The following is a 19,804-nucleotide window of genomic DNA, read 5'->3' as shown; positions in this document are numbered from 1 at the left end:
TGGCCGCTCCGACCAACGCCGCAAAGTGAAGATTCTCCTTGCCAACCAGGAGCCGTCCACACATGGCCCATCGCGTCAGTTGGTCCGATGCAGCGGCTTGGAGTTGGGGGCAAAGCTGACCTGCCGGCTGAGCGCCCGGACTTCCCAGTTTGCCCCGAAGCCGACCAGAAGGCCGCCTTATTGGTGCGTTATCAGCGCGACAACGAACCCAAGCAGTGTGAGTAGAATGGTGAGGGGATAGAGCTGAACGAGCTTCGTCCTAAGCGGAATGGGTGTTTCGAGATTGTCGAGGTCGAACTTGAATGGGATCTCAGAGAAGTGTAGCCCGAAGTCCAGCTCGAATTTCCTGCAAGCATAAGCCAACAGGTCGTTCGTGAGAAAATAGAACTCAATGAAAATGATCGCGGGCAGGAGGTACAGGCCTGTCGCAGAGCTCAGTATTTGAAACGTCCTGCTCCATTGCATCCCCAAGATGCCAGCTAAGACGATGATCAAGAGCACTGTCGTCAGGACTGCAGCGGAGACCGCCACTAAGGCAATTTTGAGCAGCGTTCTCATGCGGGGACGTCCCTCGTTCAAGGGGCAGCATCTGTACGTTGTGCAACAACGAGCACTAACCGTCCGTAAATTGTCAGCGGCAGTTCCGCTCGTGGCCCATCGCGTCAGTTAGTCCGATGCAGCGGTTTGTCTGGAGTTGGAGGTAAAGCCGACCTGCCGGCTGAGCGCCCGGACTTCTCAGTTTGACTCGTAGCGGAATTAGACGATCCCTCAGCAGATTATGCTGATGCCACAGGCGGCGCTGCTCCTCCTTACGCCTGGTACACTCTCGATCTCCCGCTCCATGGTTCAATGGGAATCTCCCAATGAGAGCCGATCGAACAATTGAGAGGACCTATCTCCGCCAATGGCGCCTGCTCATTGTGGAATACGAGGCCGTCAAATCCGGAAAGTCCACGGCATTCACCAATGTGCGAGACTTCTACACGCACCACGGCACTTGCTCGCAGACCTTTCGAAAGTACTACAACCGCTATTCGGTGAGCGGGCTTGCGAGTGATCTGCTCCCGCGATGGCGCGGCCCGAAGCACCGAGTCAAGTCAGAGACCGAGGTCGCCGAAGCAAAGGACGCAGTGTTCAAATGCTACATTCTCCGCCGTCTGACTTCGGCTTCAATCGGGTGACATGGAAGCGTACCGAACTGCAGTAAGCTCTAAAGGCAACAGGGGTCCTACTGAGTAAGCGGAACATTCGATCCATTATCAATGGCGGCAGGTTATCGATGGCTGAAAGCAAAGCAGGTCTTAACAAGCAAAAACCCTGAGTATCGAAGTAAGCTCGACAACGTGAAATCTATTCTGCGAGTCTTAAGGAGCGACGAGGGGTTCTTCTCGGTGACGAGTTCGGGCCGGTCGCAGTTCTAAAGCGCGGCGAGCGCAGACTTGTAGCTCCCGGCGTGAACGCGACAGTACCTCAGTGGCAAAGATCCAAAGGAACGTTGATTATCACCGCAGCCCTAGAGGCTCAAGCTCTCACAGAGATGCCCCGATTCCTTATCCTCGTCTTATCGTTGATGGTCAAAACACCCGTTCTGCGTGAGAGCCACAACTGCGAATTTCCTGAGCGCCCGTATCAAAAGATTGTCCTCGGTGTAACGAGAATAACCTTGTCGACGTCGCTTCTTACGGGACTAATGATTAGATCAACGTGATACTCTTTGGTGTCCGAAAAACCGAAGTTAATGTCTGATGTTTGGGCGTGCGGCCCGCCTCACAGTTGTCCCCGTGGAAGGGCCTGGTTAAGCTCGATTTGAACGGTGCATGAACCACCGGTTCTGCTCTCGTTTAGGTCCGATCTTCTGGCTGTTGGAGCTTTGCGGCTGGCGCGCTATTGCGCGACGCGCTCGGCACCTGACACGTCGCCGTTTGGATTTCAAGAGAAAGCCCGACGGCGAAGTTCACGGCGAACAAGAACGGCAAGCCGATCAGAACAAATCGTGAACATTTGGCATTGGCGCGCCGCGCCCGGCCTCTGCCGGCTCCCGCGAAGGCCTGCTGTACTTTGTGCTCCATTTGATGGATTGCCCGGCGTACGCTCGGAAAGTGAACCATTCCAGCGCTCGCGACGTTCACAACTGGAGGACGTGAGGACGTAGAATGAGGGCCAGAAAGACATGCGGGTACTGATCGTCGACGACCATCCCGTTGTGGTAACGGGCTGCCGGGCCTTGTTCACGTCGGACCCTTCCGTCGAGATCCTGGAGGCCTTCAATGCAAAGGAGGGCCACCGCGCGTACCTGCAGAAGCATCCCGACGTCACGGTGGTTGACGTGAGGCTTCCCGACCTTACCGGCTTCGAGTTGAGCCGGCGCATCCGCAAGGATGATCCGGCTGCCAAGATAGTCATGCTCAGCGTGAGTGAGGATCCGGCGTACGTGGCGCGCGCTGTGGAGATGGGCGTTCAAGGATATGTCTCGAAGAGCGATGATCCCCGGCTCCTGGCCAAGGCCATCTGGAAGGCTGCCGCCGGGGAGCGCTTCGTCTCACCGCGTCTGGCTAAGGCGACGACGTTTGCGGCCGCGGCGATCAAGGCCAGTCCTTTGACGCAGATGAGCCCGCGCGAACTCGAGATCCTGAGGTTTTTGGCTCGTGGCGAGCGTATCTCAGAAGTCGCAGCCGAACTCGGCATCTCCTATAAAACCGTTGCCAACACGACTTCCATGCTGAAGTCCAAGCTCGGCGCCAAGAATCACTCCGACCTCGTCCGGATTTCAGTCGAGATCGATTTGCACCGGTGAAGAGTCGTCGACTGGGCCCGCTTTCGCGCAATAGTGACATCGGAAAATGTTCTGCTCACCAATGCGGTTATTCGTTGTGCTTGAAAATCGAAACATTGATGGTTTTAAGGCCGACTGGAGGACGCACGAACTCCATATGACATTAGGAACGCAATCGGCCGGTCGGAGTTAAATCGCCGCTTCTCATGTGTGTTGCAACGCCGAGCGAAGGAAGCCCATGCGTCGCGTTCGACTCGTGATAGCAGATCGACGCCCGATTGTGCTGCAGGGTTTTGTCTCGCTGCTCGGAGCGCAGCCCGATTTCGAAGTGGTGGCGTGCTGTCTCGATGGAGCTAGTTGCCTTGCGGCCATTCGCAGCTTGACGCCCGATGTGGTGTTACTGGAGGACGGGTTCACCGATGTAACCGCCTCCGACACCCTCGCCGTCGTGGACGACGAAGGCCTTTCCTCCCGCTTGGTGTTCTTCACTGCTACCGTTACCTGCGGCGATCTTGCCAAGGCACTGGCGACTGGCGCTTGCGGCGCTATTTCGATGAACGCCAAACCAGAAGCGCTGGTGCAGTCCTTGAGGCTGGAAACACCGGGGTCCGACCTGGCGAGGGTCGGTAACGAAGCTAATGGGATCGCCTCATTCGGCAATAACGTTCTGGCGGTTCTGACCGTCAACGAGCGGACGATCATGGATCTCGTCGCCGAAGGTTTGTCCGACAGTGAAATTGCTCGGATCCTCGGTGTCTCTTTAGAGATCGTCAGGATCCACATCGACCACGCGCGACAGAAGCTCGGAATCAACAGCCGGACGGAGCTCGTCGCGCTGGCACTGTCGCGCCGTTATGGCGCGATGAGTATCCTGGCAGCTGCGATCCTGGCAGCGTTGGACGATTCGACCGGTCACGCCGCAACCGAAAGTTTCACGGTCATGGCCGCAAACGATTGTGCGGAGGTCGTCACCATCAAAATCAGACGCAAGGAAACAGTAACAGGTGGCACCCCCGCCAGAGGCGCGAGCAAGGACCACGCCAGCGCCGCAACCGGCACGTCATCGCCGACCGGCAAACTTGTCGATCCCGTGGCTGAGATTGCTGCGAGCCTATTTGCGCAGGCGACACTCAACGCGCCGAGGCCCGGTTCGAGCAGCTACAGCATTTTCATGGTTGCAGCTTTCGCCGCCTTGATCTACGAGCTCGATGGTGCCAACCACGCTATGCAGGCGTTCGATTTCGGCGATGAAATCGTCACTTCATCTACCGCAAGCGACGCCAACGGACCGGCATCCGCACTTTCCGGTTTCGCAAATTTCGGCGGGACGGCCGTGTACGATAGGGCGTTCGCATTCGAGTTCGCCCAAGGCGATACAATCGCCACAGACGGCAGCGAGCTTTATGTCGGCAATGCCCATGCGGAGGATAGCAGCAGCAACCGAGAAATCACTATTCCCCGAGATTCCGGGGCCGTTGACGTTGTTGCGGCGGCCGCGAACGAAGCCTCACAGCGTGACCCAACGCAGACAGGCCGGGATCATGTGTCCGATCAGGGTCGATCGCAATCGGATTTGCGCCCTTCCAACAACAGCTCCGAAGCCACTAAGCGTGAGGCCCCGGGAGGCGATTTAAATCACGATCAACCGCAGAAGGCCCTGCATCAGTCCGATAACGCCTCCGTAGCTGCCAAGGGGCATGCCAAGCATGAGGCCTCGGCAGAAGATTCGGATCGCGGACAAGCGCACGGCAATTTGCAGACTTTTGAAGGTGGCTCAGCGGCCGGCAAGCAACACGCACAGCATCCACAGGCTGGTGATTTAGATACTGGCAATCCGCAGCAGGATATACCAACGGCGTCCGTAAATTCTGCCAACGACGGACATTCGGCATTGAAGATTAAGACTGCAGGAAACGGCGGACCTTGTTTTGACAACGCCGGTCACGCCAAATCAGCGGTTGTCACCCAACTTGGCGATTCCTTTCATTTCAAGAATGGCGCCGACAATACATCTTCAGACATACTTGACCCACAGCAACTGAACCACGGAAGTGGAGAAGCCTTTGGAGATGGTCAGCCTGCTGAGGGGCCGCTGCGGGTCCAGGATGCTGACCAGATTGATATTTCAAATGCGCACCACGATCACTGGCACGCCAATCTTCATGCAGCTCACGATTTGATTGTGTAGCAACAGAATGATCGAATGGTCGGGCCGCGGTTATGGGTGACCGTCGTTTCGCGGACGATCGGCACCGCGTTTTGATAGAACGCGACGTTGACGTTGTCCGCAACCGTACAATTGATTTTCAGCTTGCCAGCTGACTCCTCGATCAAGCCGGTTTGCCATACTCAATGCCCCAATAAGGAATCGGCACGCGGCAACGGCGTTCGTGGCTTTCAACGACAGTTCCAACGAGGAAACCGTCTGCCCCCTAAGTTGCCCCGTGCTCTATCGCGCAACTATAGGGGCATCTAATGCCATTATCGAGCGTAACTAAAGGATTATACTCGCTTTTAAAGGGAGCTGTTCTCCCAGTACCGGTCAAGCGGAAGCCTTAGGTCCGTGCGGACGCGGGCTTGCTTAGGCTGGCTTTGGGACAGAAGCAAATAGAGAGCTTTCGCGAGGTCTATTGGCGATGCTCTCGCGCCCGTGCCGCCGTGTCTCTGGTTGAGTGATTCACGGCGGTGACGTTGGCGTCGCTATCCCCCTCACGTCATTGGCAACGTCCATCACGCTGAACGAGATCTACGATACGCTCGAGGTGAGACCTCGGCCGCGCCTCCAGGTCGTCAAGAACGATCACACCAAGGGCACGTGATTGCGGGGCGCACGCAGTCAGCGAGCCCGCCGCAGGCGTCTGTTCTGCGCAAATCGATGATGAGTTGATCAGCTTGGCCCTTGATGGCCTGCGTAGCATCGCTTCGGCGGATCCGATCGATCGCAGACTCGCCCTGGTCGGCCGGCCGCTTCTGTGAACCGAAATCATCCCGATCCATGCCCCGAGGATAGGCGTGCGGACCAGGCCGGGTACCGCGCCGTTGTTTGAGGCGGCGGGCGCCCCTATTGCCGGAGCGCTCGCTCTCGGAAAGTCATGTCAAACTCACCGAGTAGACCGCACCGATCAGTACCACGACGATCGCCATGACGGTCAATACCACCTCTCTGCTCGAAACATCGCGCATATCACACCTTCCTTGCCTAGTCTGACACGTCCAAAACCGTGAGCGAGCGTGCGTGGTGGCCCGGAGTCTGAAACTCGATACTCTGACCAATCGACAGTCCGATTAGAGCGGCGCCGACGGGCGTGAGAATCGAGATACGCTTGCGTGTTATGTCGGCTTCGTGCGGATACACCAGCACCACATCCCGGACGTCGCCGGTTTCATCGTCGCAATAGCGCACCTGCGAATCCATGCGGACTATGCCGCGCAGTTCGGAAACGTCCGCGACCAGCTTTGCACGTTCCGTCTCGCGCGCGAGGAAATGCGCCGCGCGCGGGAAACGCGCCATGCTGGAATCAGCCAATGCGCTGAGGCGGCGCGCTTCGTCCCTCATGATTGCGATTGGCGGCAACACTGGTTCGCGCTGCTTCTTATTCTTGCCGTTGGCCATTTGCCAATTCTCCTCTGCATTCATGCGGCAGTCGGCCCCGGATCGGGGTCATCATAGTCGAACGCTGGAATGCGGTGCGGGAGAGCCAGGCGAATGACGTTCGGCCCCGACCGGCTCACTCGCTCGACCCGCACGATATTCATGCATCCGGCAACGAAGTACGGCATTTGATCTCCAACATGGAGCCCGATCAGCGCCGCGCCCAAAGGTGACAAGACTGAGATTTGAGCCAGATCGGGCGTGAGGTCCTCCGGCCAGGCAAGTTGCAACGTCTTTCGCGCGAAGCCCCAATTCGTCCAGTATGTCACCCAAGACCCGATTGTGACGATCGATTCGATATCCTCGGCGTCGTCCGGGACGATCCCTGCGCGATTGATTTCGACCATGAGGAAACCGGCGTCCATATCTCCTTGCTGGGCAGCGACGCGCGCGAGCTGCTCGAGGCGTGGATAGTCGGATGCAATCAGCGAGATGGCAGGTAAAGGCAACATGACGACCCCTTCCGTTCAAGACAACGCAGAACGAACTCCCGTGGGGAAATCGTTAGCAAGGCTTTTCGATGAGAAGAGAACCCGGACGGCGATACGATGTTGGCCGTCCGGCTAGGCTCCCGCGTGCAGACGTCCGGCGTGCAGGCAGAGCCGCTCAATGCGGACATCGATGTCGAGCGCGTAGGTCATGGTGAAAAATATAGCTCCTGCTTGCGTCCCCGCCATTGCGACGAAACCGCGCAGCGGGGAGGTTGTGCCCGCGGTGTCAGATGAAGAGTTCTAGCTGACTTGTGCCACCGCAAATATCAGTAAGTCGAGCACCACAGGATTTCTGCGGGGGAGCTCTTCAGTCCTTCCTCTCCCACCTGCAATTCGAGCAGATCGATGCCGGAATCGGCGTGATCCGCGTCGCGTGCCTACGACAAGAATGGTTCAATAAACGTCCTGACCCGAGAGCGTTACCACGGTCCGGATCATGATGCGAATGTCCAACCAAATGCTCCAATTTGTGACGTACCAGACATCGTACTCAACGCGTTTCTTCATCAGGCCGATGGTAGGTGTCTCGCCGCGAAGGCCGTTCACCTGAGCCCAGCCGGTGAGGCCGGGTTTGACGTGACGGCGACAGGCATAATTGCCAATCATCTGGTCGTAATAGTTGTCATGCGCGAGAGCGTGCGGCCGCGGACCCACCAGCGACATTTCTCCGCGCAGCACGTTCCACAGCTGAGGCAATTCGTCGATGCTGGTCTTGCGCAAGATCCGCCCGATCCTGGTAACCCGCGCATCCTGTTTGCTTGCCTGCTTGATCTCGGAACCATTCTCCGAGACCGTCATGCTGCGGAATTTCCAGATGTCGAACAACTCGCCGTTGAAGCCGCGGCGCGTCTGACGAAATATGATGCTACCCGGGGAGTCGAGCTTGACCAGGAGCGCCGTCATGACAAGCAAAGGGGCGAGGAACAACAATCCGAACGAGGCAAGACCAATATCGACGCCGCGTTTCAAGGCTCGCTCGCTGACCGAGAGAGGCGCTCGCTGGATTTCGATCGCGACTGATCCGCCAATGGGTACGAATGGCCGCGATACAAGGTCGGCGATCTCAAAATCCGGCAGCAGGCGAACCGGATCTGGCACCTGGCGCAGACATTGGCTTAGGTGTTGAAACAACGGCAGGTCGTTCCAATTGAAGGCAAGAAGAAATTCGTCGGCGCCTGCTGCGCGCGAAACTCGAATGATGGTCGTCAGCTCGCGCTCCATTGCTGCGTCGTCAGACTTTAGCGCGGCGTCCAGAACGAAGTGACGTACCACCTGAAAGCCGTTCTTGCGCAAGTCCTTGAAGCGGCTTGAAGTAAAGTCGAGCGGCTCGCCGCTGATCAGCACGACTCTTCGTTTGACGGAATGTCTTCGCGCGAAAGAAGAGTTCAAGGCGAGGCGCCAGATCGCGCGATGTGCGCCCAGACCGACAAGGCCGGCCGCTGCAAACAGAACGATGGTGATGCGGGACAGCTCGGCGGTCGATCTAAGCAGGAAAGCAGAAAATGCGAGAATCGCGAGTGAGAGAAGCCACACGGATGAGGCCTTACGCAACTGCCAGCTCGTATTGGCCAGACTGTGGTTATCGTAGCATCCTCTGAAAAAGGCGATCGCGACGAACGCTGTCGCCACAAGCAAAGCGACGCCGACCGAAAGTTCTCGCTCGGCCAGTGTTGCCATGAATTTGCGGTGAACTAGGTTGGCGGCAACATAGCTGAGCAGTATGAGCAGGAAGTCGCCTGCCATAATGGCAAATTGAAGCGGTCTTTGCAGCGAGACGCCGCGTCTTACCAACATCGAGGATGAGGACTTCGAACCGTATGTGGTTGATGACATGGAAGGCCTCATTCCAAAGACTGCACGCGGCAACGCACTAACGAAAGCAAGGGTATATTCAAAAGCCCACATCGAGAGACTACAAACCCGATGATATCGATGTAGCTCCTCGCGACATTTCGACGACAGAGATCGCGAGTATCAACTGCGTTAGGGTGCCTATCGCGGCGCCAAGGTCCGCAGACACGGCGAGGGTCCAGATGCAGTGCGCAGCGTGCCGGGGGCTGTAGCAGGAAGCGGAGACTCGACCAGGGGTGGAGGCGGGTCTGCGACAAACTGCGCGGTGCTACCCGAAAAGAAGTAGAGTGTGGACCAATCTGCGGAGAGCTCGACCCAGTTGCTGTTGCCGGCACCTCGATTATTGGCGCCGTTGTGCGGCGAGTCCGGAGAACGCCACCAGTCGGCCCCAACGTTGGCAACCACTTTCATTTCGGGGTCCGTCGTCTTCATGTCTATCTGGACGTAAACAGAATCGACAGCTCCGGCGGCGAAACCGCCGCGTCTCACGAGCCACATCAGGTCGTTGCGGCCGGGAGGGGGACCGTCAACAAGGGTGCCTCCATCCGTCTGAACTTCGATCTTCATCTGGACAGCAACGTTCTTGGGAGCCATCGCGTCAAAATGGGCTCCAACGATCTCGTTCTCTGTCTGGTCCTGCACCAGGATCCATTCCTTCGTGCTGCGAAGGCGTACATATGTCTTTCCGTTGGCGACGAGGATCTTGCCGTCCTTGTTCGGTGTGTTCGCCCCAAATTTGGGAAATACCGATGCCATTCCTGTGACGGCAGTGAAGTCGGCGGGAGGTTCGCCGTTCTCGGGCTTGGAGGCGCCGTTGCACCAGGAGGATGTCTTGGGGGCGCCGGCAGGATATGCCTGGCTATACCCAACGCTGTTTTGCGCGATGACACTCGTAGCGAGACTCACAGAGGTGACGGCGTCCGGTCTCCCGCTCGCCGCATCGGCCCTCTCGGTAGAGACGGCCAGAATTCCAATGAGGCCGAGCGACAGGAGCCAACCCGAGGCAGATCGCTCGAGGACGTAAATCATGCGTGCAATAGCGGCGGGCGGCGAGCAGGACGGGACAAAATGGCAAGTGTCAGACATGGACCGACCCATAACCAGTTAAACGTCTTCTCATTCGTAGGCACCGGGCGCGCGGCCGACTTGACGAACGTCAAGAATGGGATTTGCGATTCGGGATCGATCAGCCGCGTGTTGCTACGGGTAGCCTGTTTGACGTCGAAACCCTTCATTCTCGGATACAACGACGTCTGCGACGCTACGCTTATTCGCTCGCCCGAGACCGTCGATATAGCGCCGAGCCGGCGTTTCAATCACAAAGTAGGAGAAATAGGAGACAGCGAATATGATCAACCAGGAGACTATGCAGAACGCGGCCATCAGTCCGGGCGACGCGTGAAAGAGCTTGTCGGCGATCGCATTCATGACAATCAGAATTACAAGGGAATGCCACATATAGATCGAATAAGTGAGCTGGCCGAGGGGGGCGAGGCGCTTCACAAAAGTTGGTGCAATCCCCTGATCGGCCGCGATCGCGGTGATTGCGACGACATAGACGAGCCCTAGCGAGATGAGATGATGGGTATAGGTGATCATCGAGATCAGCAGCAGCGTCAACGACAATAACAGCATGCGCCCCGGTGCGGGAATTTGAACTTTGCGCCGGAAGTAGAACAGGCAAATGCCAATCATGAAGGAAGGGAGCGCCCGGAAAGGTGGCCACACGTCGACCCAGGAGCGTTCGACGGAATTCTGAGAGAGATCGACAACGATCATTGCGAAAAGAACAAGTGAGGCTGTCGCGAGAAGCCCAAACTTTGATCTGACCGCTGCCCAGGCGAAAAGCGGAAACATTAGATACATCACCATTTCCGCGCCAATCGACCAGGATACACTGCTGAACGAAATTCCGTTGCCGCAGGTCAACATCGCATTGAGGAGAAGGGCGGTTTCCGCGATGCATGTTGCTTCAAAGGATGGTTGATGATTTCCCGCCTTGCCGAGCACGACGAATCCCGACCAGACGATGATTGACGCCGCCAGCGTCAGCCAGTGCAGCGGCATGAGGCGACCGACACGTCGTTGGAGAAATGTCCCGTAGTCGGAAAGAGTGCCGACTTTTCCCTGGTAGACATGGGCGATCACAAATCCCGAGATTACGAAGAAGAGGTCGACGAACAGGGCGAGGCCGCTCGGTAGGGCCGACCGAGTGGCCGCCGGAAAGAAGAACTCAAACGAATGTCGAACAACGATCCCGATGGAGGCGATGAATCGGAGCAGATCCAGATGCAGCATCTCCTCGGACGCGACACGAAGAGCAGGCGCTTTCCACGAGTTGGCCGTCATGTTGTCACGCTCGGTTTGTTCGTTTGCGACTTGGCAGGTTGCTCCAGCGGACTTTGGCCAGTGCTCCCAGGGTCAGGGCGAAAGCCAAAAGACAGTCGTTCGACAACGCATGGAGTGTTGTGGTTGGATCGGCGAGCATGGCGCGTGAACTGGAGTTGGTAGACTGCTGCCAGGTCTCTTCCGCTAGAGAGGATCGGTCGGTTCCGCTCGCGGTGGTGTGTTTCTGCTCTTTGGAGGTGGGGGCAAGTTCACCCGGTACGTTTTGGATGGAATTCTCGCCGCTCCGCGTGGGTGTTGGAGGGCGCGTGGGCGGCACCTCTCTCACCAAGTCGCGCAGCGGCGGAGCTGGGTTCGCGCGAAAGCCATCAGCGCTCATGGAATAGAAACCGATCGTCTTCCACTGGGTCGAAAGTTCGATCCAGTTGCTGCCACCGACGCCTGGATTGTTGCTGTGGTCTTCGAGATAGGGCGCTCGCGTGTTGCGCCACCAGTCGGCGCCGACCATGGCCACGAGATGCAGGTTCGGATCGGTAACCCTCATCTCCATCTGGACATAGACGGCATCCACAGCGCCGGCCGGGTAGGTTCCGCGCGCCTTGTACCAAAAATGATTGTTGTAGCCGGCCGGAGGCGCATCGAAGGCGATCGTCGCGCCCCCCAAAAGGGTGGCCTTCATGGGAATGGCAACATTGCCAACGAAGTCCGGGACGAAATGTCCTCCAGTCAATTGCGTTCTTGATTGGTCCTGGACCAACGTCCACTCGCCGGCGTGCTTGATGCGAACATAGGTCTTGGCGTTGGCGACCTCGACCGCCGCGTCGGGATTTGAATACGGCGGTGTCCCCACCTTGGGATAGACTTGTCCCCAGCCTTCGACCGCGGTGAAATCCGCGGGTGGCGACCACAGCCCGCCATCATTCCAGCCCTGGTACCAATTGTAGCTCGGGGGCACGCCTGCCGGAAAGCCTTCGCTGCTTCCGGGGGTATTCTGTTTGATAAGATCGGAAATCGAGAAATCCATCAACTAGCTTCCTTGCTCATGCGCTAGACGGATTGCGTGCCAGCCATTTCGGCGCCGTAAACCGGCCCGCATAGGAGAAGAACAGGGTCATCGACGTGAAATTGTCGATCAGGTTTTCGGATAGGAAGTAGATGAGAAGCACCGTGTACATGGTCTTCGCCGCCCGATCCTTCAGCGAAAATACGATGCTGAAGACGAAGACGACGAAGACCATGAAATTCAGAAGTCCATACTCTGCCAAGACGCGCAAGTAGTCGTTGTGCGGCGGCAGCGGCAAGACGGTGAGGACGCCGGTCTGACTCGCGCCATATCCGAACAATATTCCACCGAGTCCGAGCGACGAATATATTTGCCAGATGTTCGTCCAGTGGGTGACGCGGAAGAACGCGGACATGTCCGTCGTTCCGGTCAAATCGATCAACTGTTTTGTCGACATTCGAGCGACGGTGCTCGGATCGAGGCTCCAGATCAGCGCGATTGCGTTCAACCCGGTTGTCAGTCGATCCAGCGCGCCGACGGCGTAGGCCGCAACGCTGGCGCATGCCAGCAAGATGAGCGCGACGAAGACCTGTGGCCGCAAGGGAAAGAAAGACCAGAGGCCGATCGAGATGATGGTCGCCAGGGCTGGACCAACACGATTCATGATGGCAGCGTTGATGAACTGCGCGACCAGGACCTTGTTTCCGAACCAGGGAGACAAGGCAAAGAACAGGGCCGAGAAGTACAGCGCCGCCGTGTTTGTGTTCGGAAAGTATGAGAACACGTCAGGATATTCGATGCCGGTGTAAACTTGAGTGTGACCGATCACCTTAAACACGAGCGGTAATGCCGCGAGCAGATAGATGCAACGCTTTTCGTGCGGCTGCACCGGCTCGGCCATACCGCGGCCAGCTACGTAGAATGAGTAGATCGAGACAAGCTTCAACCCATCGGATAGCTCGAAAGCGCCAAAGTTCACCAGGTAGCTCGCGCTTGTGAAGATGCAGGCGAGCGTCAACAGGGCATTGTAAAAGTAGCTTCTCTCGTTCGCGATCAGCACGTGGCGCGCAGACCACAGGATCAGAAGCACACATGTCGAATTGCTCAGGACGTTGAATACCGTCGAGCCGGTGAAATGGTAGAGAAAGGTCAGGCAGTTCAGGAACACGAGGCCAAAGCAGGTCACCACGAAGAAGCGACTCCGCATAGTCGTCGAACCGGAAGCGAGGTGCGGTGTACCCTCTCTTCCCAGAGCTAGATCGTTCACAGCAGGCGTACTCCGCGCTTCTGACCTTTCGGTTCCGCGTCGCCCCTCCGAACGGGAGCGCCCTATCCGGGACCGACCTGTCGGATCAACATGTCGGGAATTGCCAAGTCTGAGTTGACGTTCGTCAATACCCGCCCGAACGCTTCGGTGGACCTTAAGCTGTCAGAAGAATTGGAGTCCGACAGTGGAACGTGGCACGAGCAATGTACTAGCCAGCGCGTTCGGTCTGTTATGGCGTCGGCAATGGGTCATATATCTATGCCTGTTTCTGACGTCCGGCGCGGCCTTTCTTTACTACGCTGCGGTTGGAGACCGCTACGAAGCATACGTCTTGCTTCGTGCAGGGCAGGGGATCAAGGAACGATCTTCCAGTAACGCGACGGCCACGCCGTTCGGGGAGGGCGTTGACCTTCAAAGCCGAATGGAATCACTGTCGCGCATCGCCAAGATCGATCTGGTCATCCTGGAGGCGGCGAAGAACGTCGGTTACGAGAGACTATCGTCCGACTCAAACCCGACGCTTCTTGCCAGATTTATGGCGTGGGGAAGCGAGATTGATCTTCGAGACGTGTTCGCCAAACAGACTGCAGAACCTAAGGCGCAGGCGAAGCCGGCTGACGAGACGGAAGAGGACATCGAGCGCAACCAAGCGGGCATTCTCAGCTTGCGAGACCGCGTGAATGCGAAGCAGGAGGGGCGCTCCGATCTATTGAGGATAACGTTCCGTCACAAGGATCCGGTGGTCGCCGCGAGCTATCTGAACGAGCTCGCGAACGCGTTGGTCACCGTGCAAAGCCTCGACGTGCAAATGCCAGGTGCACAGGAGTTCTTCCAGCAACAAACGAAGCGGCTGGAGGAGGACGCCGAGATAGCGGCTGCAGAACTGAAGCGCTTCTCCGTCGAGGCCTCGATCTATGCCGTCGACGAACAGCGGCAGCTGCTTCTCAAACGGGCCAGTGATCTGTCTGCGCTGATCGCCACGACGCGAGGAGCGATCGAGGACAAGAAGGGACAGAAACTGTCGGTCGCCGACCAATTGGCCATATTGCGGCCAGTTGCGCAGAACAAGGCCGTCAGTCGGATGGTAACCACCCTCGGAGGGCAGGATGGCCGTAAGGGTCTTGACCCGGTCGCAAAGCCGCCGGAGCAATTTGAGGAGCAGCCGCCGTTGCTTCTGATCAAGGTTTACCAGGACAACATGGCAACGCTGATGAAGCTGAATGCCGAACTCAATGGGCAGATGGAGCTTCTGAATCAACTCGGAACTGAGCTCGAGAAGGTAAACAAGGAGCTGGCGTCGCTTTCCGCAAAGGAAGCAGAATACGGGAGATTGAAACGAGTTCTCACAACCGCGTCGTTGGCCGCCGCACAGTATGCAACTCGTATTCTCGAAGAGCAGATAAGCTCCGAAGTCGCCAAGAAGAGCCAGCTCTCCAGTCTTAGAGTGGTGCAGAAGGCGATAACGCCAACAGCGCCGGTGTTTCCGCAAGTCTCGCAGCTTGTCGCATTGGCAGTCGCTGGCGGAATTCTGCTTGGCCTAGGCGGCATCTTCGGTCCCGAGCTCGCCAAGAGCACCATGTATCCGGCGTCAAACCCGGTCACCGCCGTTGAGGATCACGATCCGATAAAGAACTTGCTGATGGCCGTTCAAAGAGGGGATGGGGTGAGGGGGCTTCATCCCGTCGGATGGGCTGACCACGAGGAAAACGGCGCCGGGATTGGCGCACGATCACCCAGAATGCCTCCGCTGAAGGGGTGAGTAGAATAGTGCCATGTGACGCGTCGGTAGCCGTTGCCGGTACCAAGGGTATTCCTCGACATGAAGATATTCAGCATTTGTTGCGTTCGAGACGAGAACGATATTGTCGGCGAGACGTTGAAAGCGGCTCTCGAATGGAGCGATCGGATCTTCGTTTTTGACAATGGAAGCGTCGATGGAACCTGGGAGACGCTTCAAGACCTCGCGAATTGCTATCCCATGATCGAGCTTGTTGGCCACGACGATCGGACGTTCACCGATGAGCTCCGTGGGGAAATATTTGAAACGCGACGGCACGTAGCGTCGCCGGGGGACTGGTGGTGCAGGCTCGATTCAGACGAGTTCTTTATCGATGATCCGGCGCAGTTCCTTGGGAGCGTGCCCCAAAGCTATGGCTTCGTTCTCTCGGCGACAATGAATTTCTATTTCACGGACGCCGATTTGAAGAACTACGAAGAGAATCCGGCTGAGTGGCTCGCCCGCCCCGTGCAGGAGCGGCTGAGGTACTATCAGAACAACTGGAGCGAACCGCGATTCGTTCGCCATCGAGGCGATCTCCGTTGGGGCGGACTGATCTGGCCACACAATCGCGGACGGACTGCTCCATCGCGGATACGTCTAAAGCATTTCCCATATCGCTCGCCGGCGCAGATATCCAAGCGACTGGCGATACGTCAACAGCAACCGGGGTTGTTCAAGCACGAGGCGAACCGAGCGCTTGCGAAGGGCTTGCAGCCTGACTGGGTGGAAAAAGGTCCAATACCCGTGCATGAGCTGGCCTCCTGGCGCGATCGCGTGAGAGAAGCCGATGAATGCGACGTTGATCGGGGCGATGGAATGTTCTTCACGCGCGATGATCTGATGCCGCCACTTCCATCGCCGGCCTTGGACCTGGTGAAGGTCGGCCTGCGGCGGACCCGGGTAGGGAGAGCGATTGTGTCACCGCTCCTGAGATGGCGTCGAAGCCAATTCGGCAGGCGGTGAGCCGTCTGTCCCACCCGCGCAATATCAACGGCCTAACCGAGCTGGACCAAAACTGACAGGAGCAGAGACATGGTGGTGAAAGACCGACTGAAATCGTTCGTGAGGTCAGCAGGATACGAAATTCGCCGTCATCATCCGAATTTGGCGGAGTTCCTCCGATCCCGTTCCGTAAGCCTTGTTCTGGACGTCGGAGCGAACGAGGGCCAGTTCGTACACGATCTCAAATCACAAGGTTACACAGGGAGGATCGTGTCCTTCGAGCCTGTGGTTGATGTGTTCAAAAGACTAGAGAATAGGTGTGGGCCCGATCAGAAATGGGAGTGCCGAAATTTGGCGCTGGGCGATATCAACGGCATCATCCAGATCAATGTGAGCAAGAACACGGCCATGAGCTCGATAGTCAGCCAGACCGAGATCGGCCAGAACAGTATCTACGAATCCCAAGTGGTTCGCATCGACAAGGTCCAGATCGCCACGCTCGATTCGATATTTGAGGAGTTCGTCGCCGAGCGTGTTTTCCTGAAAGTTGACACGCAGGGATTTGAGCAGAGCGTCCTGCGTGGAGGTGCAAACTCGCTTCATCGCCTGCTTGGCGTTCAACTCGAATTGCCCTTGATCCATCTTTATGAGGATACCTGGAAGTTCGACGAGGCACTCCGCTTCATGCGAGAGGCTGGCTTTACGCTGAGCCAGTTGCGCCCGGTGACCTACTACTCCCAGGATCCCGCGTCGCTTCTCGAGGTAGATTGTGTATTCAGGCGGACTCATTACGCTGATGATATCAGCTACGACTAATTGCTGAACATTCCCGACATTCCTGAGATCGCCCTGAATCTGCAATTAGGCGCCAACTCGGCGAGAATAGGCGTTCGAGATCGGGAAGCCGAACAGCAACCAGTAGCGCCATAGTGCCATGATAAGTGACGTCAACAGGATTGCCGCGCCGGCGCCATGGAGTCCGGCGAACGGCAACAGCGCCAATTGTGCTATCACCAGAACGCCTACCGAGGTCAGGTTCGTGACCGTCGTCAGACGGTCAAGATGCGCTGTAAACAGAGCCAAGGCGCCGAAATCGGCCATATAGCGAACGGACAGTCCAGCTACGATCAGCCAGAATGCCGACCACTGGGCGACGAGCGCGGGCTGAGCGATCCATGGCAGAAGGACCTGGAAAGTAATTCCGACCGCCGTGCTCAGCGCAACAGTCGCGAGCGCGGTTCTCTGCAGGAAGCGCCACGCCAGCTGACGGTGCGCCGAGGGGCCGCTAGTCCGATATGCGCTGATTAGCGATGGGCGCTGCTTTTGCTGAAGAACCAGAGACAGGAAGGTGGTTGCGGAACTGCCAACCGTCCAGAAAAGGAAGTAGACGCCGGCGACTTTCAGTCCCAGGAACAGTGTGATCAGGTAGCGGTCGATGTATTGGCTCGTAATAAAGCCGAGGTCGCTCAACAGCATGAGGAAGGACTTTCGGATCGCGTCGGTGATCACTGCAAGCCGGAGCGGCCGGGAGAACGATGTCAGCCATGGCCATGACCGGCTCAGGAAGGCGAACAGCCCCACCGAGGCTACGCCTCCCACCAACCAGAAGCCGAACAGATACGGAAGCGATCTGAAGCTGGTGTCCCAAACGGCGAGCGGAACATAGATGAGGATCCAGGCTGCGCCGCGAATGAAGCCGATGGCGTTTGCCCAGACGTGGCGCTGCAGGCTTGAAAGGAGGTAGAAAATGTCGTTGCCCACATGCTCGAACATGATCACGCCGACGATGATGATCCAGAGAGGCGGAGTGCCGAGGAGGGCGGTTACCAGCGTCGCGATCGTCAGAAGAACCGTGTAGGCAAAGGCCACGAAGCACCAATAGTGGCGCATGCTGTCGATCATTTCGCTGGTGGAGGCCGTTACGGCGTCGCGCATCAGCAGGTGGTTCATACCGAGATTGACCACGATCGGCACGGCTGCGATCGCGCCGGCGGCGAGGCCATAGAGACCCAGCGACGACAGATCAAGATAGCGGGCAATGAACAGGGCAAGGCCGAATTTGCAGCCCATGACGCTCGCCCGCATGGCCATGACCATTAGATCGACGAGGAGGCGGCCGGGTGAGTCGGGCAAGACTGGTGTGCTCATGATGCAGGCAATGAATCAGGCATAACGGATCACCATCGCATTCATCTCGCGTCCGGTCCGCTCGATCGGAAAACCAATGACTTTCGGGGGTAGCCTATTGAGGCAAGAGCCGGCCGAATTTGAGAGGCATCAATAACGGTTTAGGCCGACAAGCTGTGGCCGACCGTGCGATTGCTGTCAGGCTCGTGGGTCCGGAGACGGGCGACAATTCGTGCCGTTACCGTCAAGCGAGTTGTTCCGGGGTGCTACGCCTCAGGCGACGCAGGCGGACTGCGAGAAACGGCGGACAAAGGGCGACAGCAACGAAACGAAGGACGGCTTGCAGGCTCACGCCGTGGAGGTCCCGGCGAAATTGCCAAGCCACGCTCGACATCTCCACTATGCTCGCACCGCCCTTACGAAAATCTGTCAGCGTGATCAGTCCCCGACGGGCAAAGCAGCGCCGGGCCTGGAGCTGAATGGTCTTGCGCAGCTGTGTGTCCTGGACACTGGATTCCGCGGTCTGCGCGATCAAATCGGCGACCTTGCGTCCGTCGTGCAGAAGCTGCTCCACCCCCAATCGAGCCGTCTCGGAATCGTCGTGATAGGTGTAGGTCGCGCAGGCCTCGTTGATGAGACCTGCTTTGCCGAGAAGTAGCAGCGGCGCCCATGCGGCGACGTCGGCTGTGTGCGGCAGATCCAGCGGGATGCCGCCGCGCTCGCGCAGGAGGGCAGTGCGCATCACCACGCCGCATACGTTAACGGTGATCTGGTCGGTCAGGAACGCATTCAGAATCGTGGTGCCGTCCCGAATGCCGGTATCGAGAGTCCGACTGACGCGCGGCGGGCGCGTCTGGCCGAGCGAGGCCGCATGTAGATTGCTTAGGGTAATGACGATTGGAAGTTGCGGGTGTTGGTCAATGAGGGCCACGCATCGCTCGAGCAGGGACGGCATTATTCTGTCGTCATCGGAGACGAGGATGATGTATTCGCCTCGGGCATTCGCGAGACATGCATTCCAATTCGGGAGCAGGCCGATGTTCGTTTCCTGGGTGATGACGCGCAATCGTGGGTCGCTAAATTCGTCCAAGGTCTGTGCGGTATCGTCTGGCGAAGCATTGTTCGAAACGAGAACCTCGAAATGAGGGTAGGTCTGCGCCAGGGCTGACGCGATGCATCCCTTCAATAGGGCGGCCCGGTTATACGTGGGAATTGCAATCGTCACGTAGGGATGGCTTGTCGTGGCCGAAGGCATACGACTCGCGATCGCATTCGCATGGTTCGAGGGCAGACACTCCCTGATATTTGCCGAATGTGTCATGGAATTTCGATTGTCAGACGTGTGGTCGCGGCAATCGCCATGAGACGCTCGATCCGGTATTGCTTGGTTCCCGATCGGAAGCGAACTTGCTGGAATGCACGGCCGGCTCCTCCCACGTGTGAAATCGCACAAAGGCGTCATGGACGGCGAACGGCATCATTCTGGGCGCGCCCGGCATCATCTAAACTGCAACAGACGGGGGCCGAGTTGACGGCTATCAATTCCGTCGGCCGTTGTTCGCCAGGCCGCGG

Annotated in this window: 15 protein-coding genes; 5 read left to right on the top strand and 10 right to left on the bottom strand. The window is 57.7% G+C overall.

Annotated elements, in window-relative coordinates:
• Nucleotides 1-177: 177 nt before the first annotated feature.
• Entirely contained in the window at nucleotides 178-558 is a 381-nt protein-coding gene (locus tag XI08_RS24715; protein WP_271576344.1) for a hypothetical protein, read from the bottom strand.
• Between the two features lie 1,612 nt (nucleotides 559-2,170).
• Here XI08_RS24715 and XI08_RS24710 point away from each other — a divergent pair.
• The gene (locus XI08_RS24710) at nucleotides 2,171-2,794 is read left to right on the top strand and encodes a response regulator transcription factor (RefSeq protein ID WP_271576343.1); all 624 of its coding nucleotides are present in this window, start codon (nucleotides 2,171-2,173) and stop codon (nucleotides 2,792-2,794) included.
• 217 nt (nucleotides 2,795-3,011) lie between these two features.
• Nucleotides 3,012-4,961, top strand: coding sequence for a response regulator transcription factor (locus XI08_RS24705; protein WP_271576342.1), 1,950 nt, complete (start codon nucleotides 3,012-3,014; stop codon nucleotides 4,959-4,961).
• A 1,011-nt stretch (nucleotides 4,962-5,972) separates the two neighbouring features.
• Here XI08_RS24705 and rnk read toward each other — a convergent pair.
• The 7 genes from rnk to XI08_RS24670 all read right to left on the bottom strand — a co-directional run bounded on the left by rnk (nucleotide 5,973) and on the right by XI08_RS24670 (nucleotide 13,383).
• A complete protein-coding gene (rnk, locus tag XI08_RS24700) occupies nucleotides 5,973-6,386 on the bottom strand; it encodes a nucleoside diphosphate kinase regulator (RefSeq protein WP_271576341.1) in 414 nt (137 codons plus the stop codon).
• Nucleotides 6,387-6,406: 20 nt separating this feature from the next.
• Nucleotides 6,407-6,877, bottom strand: a complete 471-nt coding sequence (locus XI08_RS24695) for a GreA/GreB family elongation factor (RefSeq protein WP_271576340.1) — start codon at nucleotides 6,875-6,877, stop codon at nucleotides 6,407-6,409.
• 432 nt (nucleotides 6,878-7,309) lie between these two features.
• Entirely contained in the window at nucleotides 7,310-8,749 is a 1,440-nt protein-coding gene (locus XI08_RS24690; RefSeq protein ID WP_271576339.1) for an undecaprenyl-phosphate glucose phosphotransferase, read from the bottom strand.
• Between the two features lie 159 nt (nucleotides 8,750-8,908).
• Nucleotides 8,909-9,853 carry a hypothetical protein gene (locus tag XI08_RS24685; protein WP_271576338.1) on the bottom strand — a complete coding sequence of 315 codons (945 nt, stop codon included), beginning with the start codon at nucleotides 9,851-9,853 and terminating at the stop codon, nucleotides 8,909-8,911.
• Nucleotides 9,854-9,967: 114 nt separating this feature from the next.
• Complete coding sequence (locus XI08_RS24680; RefSeq protein WP_271576337.1) at nucleotides 9,968-11,116, bottom strand: acyltransferase family protein; 1,149 nt, start codon at nucleotides 11,114-11,116, stop codon at nucleotides 9,968-9,970.
• A gap of 4 nt (nucleotides 11,117-11,120) precedes the next feature.
• Nucleotides 11,121-12,137: a hypothetical protein gene (locus XI08_RS24675; RefSeq protein ID WP_271576336.1), complete on the bottom strand. Its 1,017-nt coding sequence runs from the start codon at nucleotides 12,135-12,137 to the stop codon at nucleotides 11,121-11,123.
• Between the two features lie 16 nt (nucleotides 12,138-12,153).
• Nucleotides 12,154-13,383 carry an O-antigen ligase family protein gene (locus XI08_RS24670; RefSeq protein ID WP_271576335.1) on the bottom strand — a complete coding sequence of 410 codons (1,230 nt, stop codon included), beginning with the start codon at nucleotides 13,381-13,383 and terminating at the stop codon, nucleotides 12,154-12,156.
• A gap of 184 nt (nucleotides 13,384-13,567) precedes the next feature.
• Between XI08_RS24670 and XI08_RS24665 the strand changes: the two genes are divergently transcribed.
• The 3 genes from XI08_RS24665 to XI08_RS24655 all read left to right on the top strand — a co-directional run bounded on the left by XI08_RS24665 (nucleotide 13,568) and on the right by XI08_RS24655 (nucleotide 16,921).
• Nucleotides 13,568-15,142, top strand: coding sequence for a hypothetical protein (locus tag XI08_RS24665; protein WP_271576334.1), 1,575 nt, complete (start codon nucleotides 13,568-13,570; stop codon nucleotides 15,140-15,142).
• 60 nt (nucleotides 15,143-15,202) lie between these two features.
• A complete protein-coding gene (locus XI08_RS24660) occupies nucleotides 15,203-16,126 on the top strand; it encodes a glycosyltransferase family 2 protein (RefSeq protein WP_271576333.1) in 924 nt (307 codons plus the stop codon).
• A gap of 69 nt (nucleotides 16,127-16,195) precedes the next feature.
• Nucleotides 16,196-16,921 carry an FkbM family methyltransferase gene (locus tag XI08_RS24655; protein WP_271576332.1) on the top strand — a complete coding sequence of 242 codons (726 nt, stop codon included), beginning with the start codon at nucleotides 16,196-16,198 and terminating at the stop codon, nucleotides 16,919-16,921.
• Nucleotides 16,922-16,966: 45 nt separating this feature from the next.
• Here XI08_RS24655 and XI08_RS24650 read toward each other — a convergent pair whose 3' ends face one another.
• Both XI08_RS24650 and XI08_RS24645 read right to left on the bottom strand, forming a co-directional pair.
• On the bottom strand, nucleotides 16,967-18,238 hold the full coding sequence (locus XI08_RS24650; RefSeq protein WP_271576331.1) for a lipopolysaccharide biosynthesis protein: 1,272 nt from the start codon (nucleotides 18,236-18,238) through the stop codon (nucleotides 16,967-16,969).
• A 238-nt stretch (nucleotides 18,239-18,476) separates the two neighbouring features.
• Nucleotides 18,477-19,553: a glycosyltransferase family 2 protein gene (locus XI08_RS24645; RefSeq protein ID WP_271576330.1), complete on the bottom strand. Its 1,077-nt coding sequence runs from the start codon at nucleotides 19,551-19,553 to the stop codon at nucleotides 18,477-18,479.
• Between the last annotated feature and the right edge of the window lie 251 nt (nucleotides 19,554-19,804).

It is taken from the genome of Bradyrhizobium sp. CCBAU 11361 (genome assembly GCF_028128935.1).
In the GTDB taxonomy this organism is placed as follows: Bacteria; Pseudomonadota; Alphaproteobacteria; order Rhizobiales; family Xanthobacteraceae; genus Bradyrhizobium; species Bradyrhizobium niftali.
This window is presented reverse-complemented; position numbering and strand designations above follow the sequence as displayed.

What these genes read in the sequence shown, in the direction of transcription:
- XI08_RS24715 (WP_271576344.1), bottom strand. Translation starts at nt 558, where the DNA reads ATGAGAACGCTGCTCAAAATTGCCTTAGTGGCGGTCTCCGCTGCAGTC.
- XI08_RS24710 (WP_271576343.1), top strand. Translation starts at nt 2,171, where the DNA reads ATGCGGGTACTGATCGTCGACGACCATCCCGTTGTGGTAACGGGCTGC.
- XI08_RS24705 (WP_271576342.1), top strand. Translation starts at nt 3,012, where the DNA reads ATGCGTCGCGTTCGACTCGTGATAGCAGATCGACGCCCGATTGTGCTG.
- rnk (WP_271576341.1), bottom strand. Translation starts at nt 6,386, where the DNA reads ATGGCCAACGGCAAGAATAAGAAGCAGCGCGAACCAGTGTTGCCGCCA.
- XI08_RS24695 (WP_271576340.1), bottom strand. Translation starts at nt 6,877, where the DNA reads ATGTTGCCTTTACCTGCCATCTCGCTGATTGCATCCGACTATCCACGC.
- XI08_RS24690 (WP_271576339.1), bottom strand. Translation starts at nt 8,749, where the DNA reads ATGTCATCAACCACATACGGTTCGAAGTCCTCATCCTCGATGTTGGTA.
- XI08_RS24685 (WP_271576338.1), bottom strand. Translation starts at nt 9,853, where the DNA reads ATGTCTGACACTTGCCATTTTGTCCCGTCCTGCTCGCCGCCCGCCGCT.
- XI08_RS24680 (WP_271576337.1), bottom strand. Translation starts at nt 11,116, where the DNA reads ATGACGGCCAACTCGTGGAAAGCGCCTGCTCTTCGTGTCGCGTCCGAG.
- XI08_RS24675 (WP_271576336.1), bottom strand. Translation starts at nt 12,137, where the DNA reads ATGGATTTCTCGATTTCCGATCTTATCAAACAGAATACCCCCGGAAGC.
- XI08_RS24660 (WP_271576333.1), top strand. Translation starts at nt 15,203, where the DNA reads ATGAAGATATTCAGCATTTGTTGCGTTCGAGACGAGAACGATATTGTC.
- XI08_RS24655 (WP_271576332.1), top strand. Translation starts at nt 16,196, where the DNA reads ATGGTGGTGAAAGACCGACTGAAATCGTTCGTGAGGTCAGCAGGATAC.
- XI08_RS24645 (WP_271576330.1), bottom strand. Translation starts at nt 19,553, where the DNA reads ATGACACATTCGGCAAATATCAGGGAGTGTCTGCCCTCGAACCATGCG.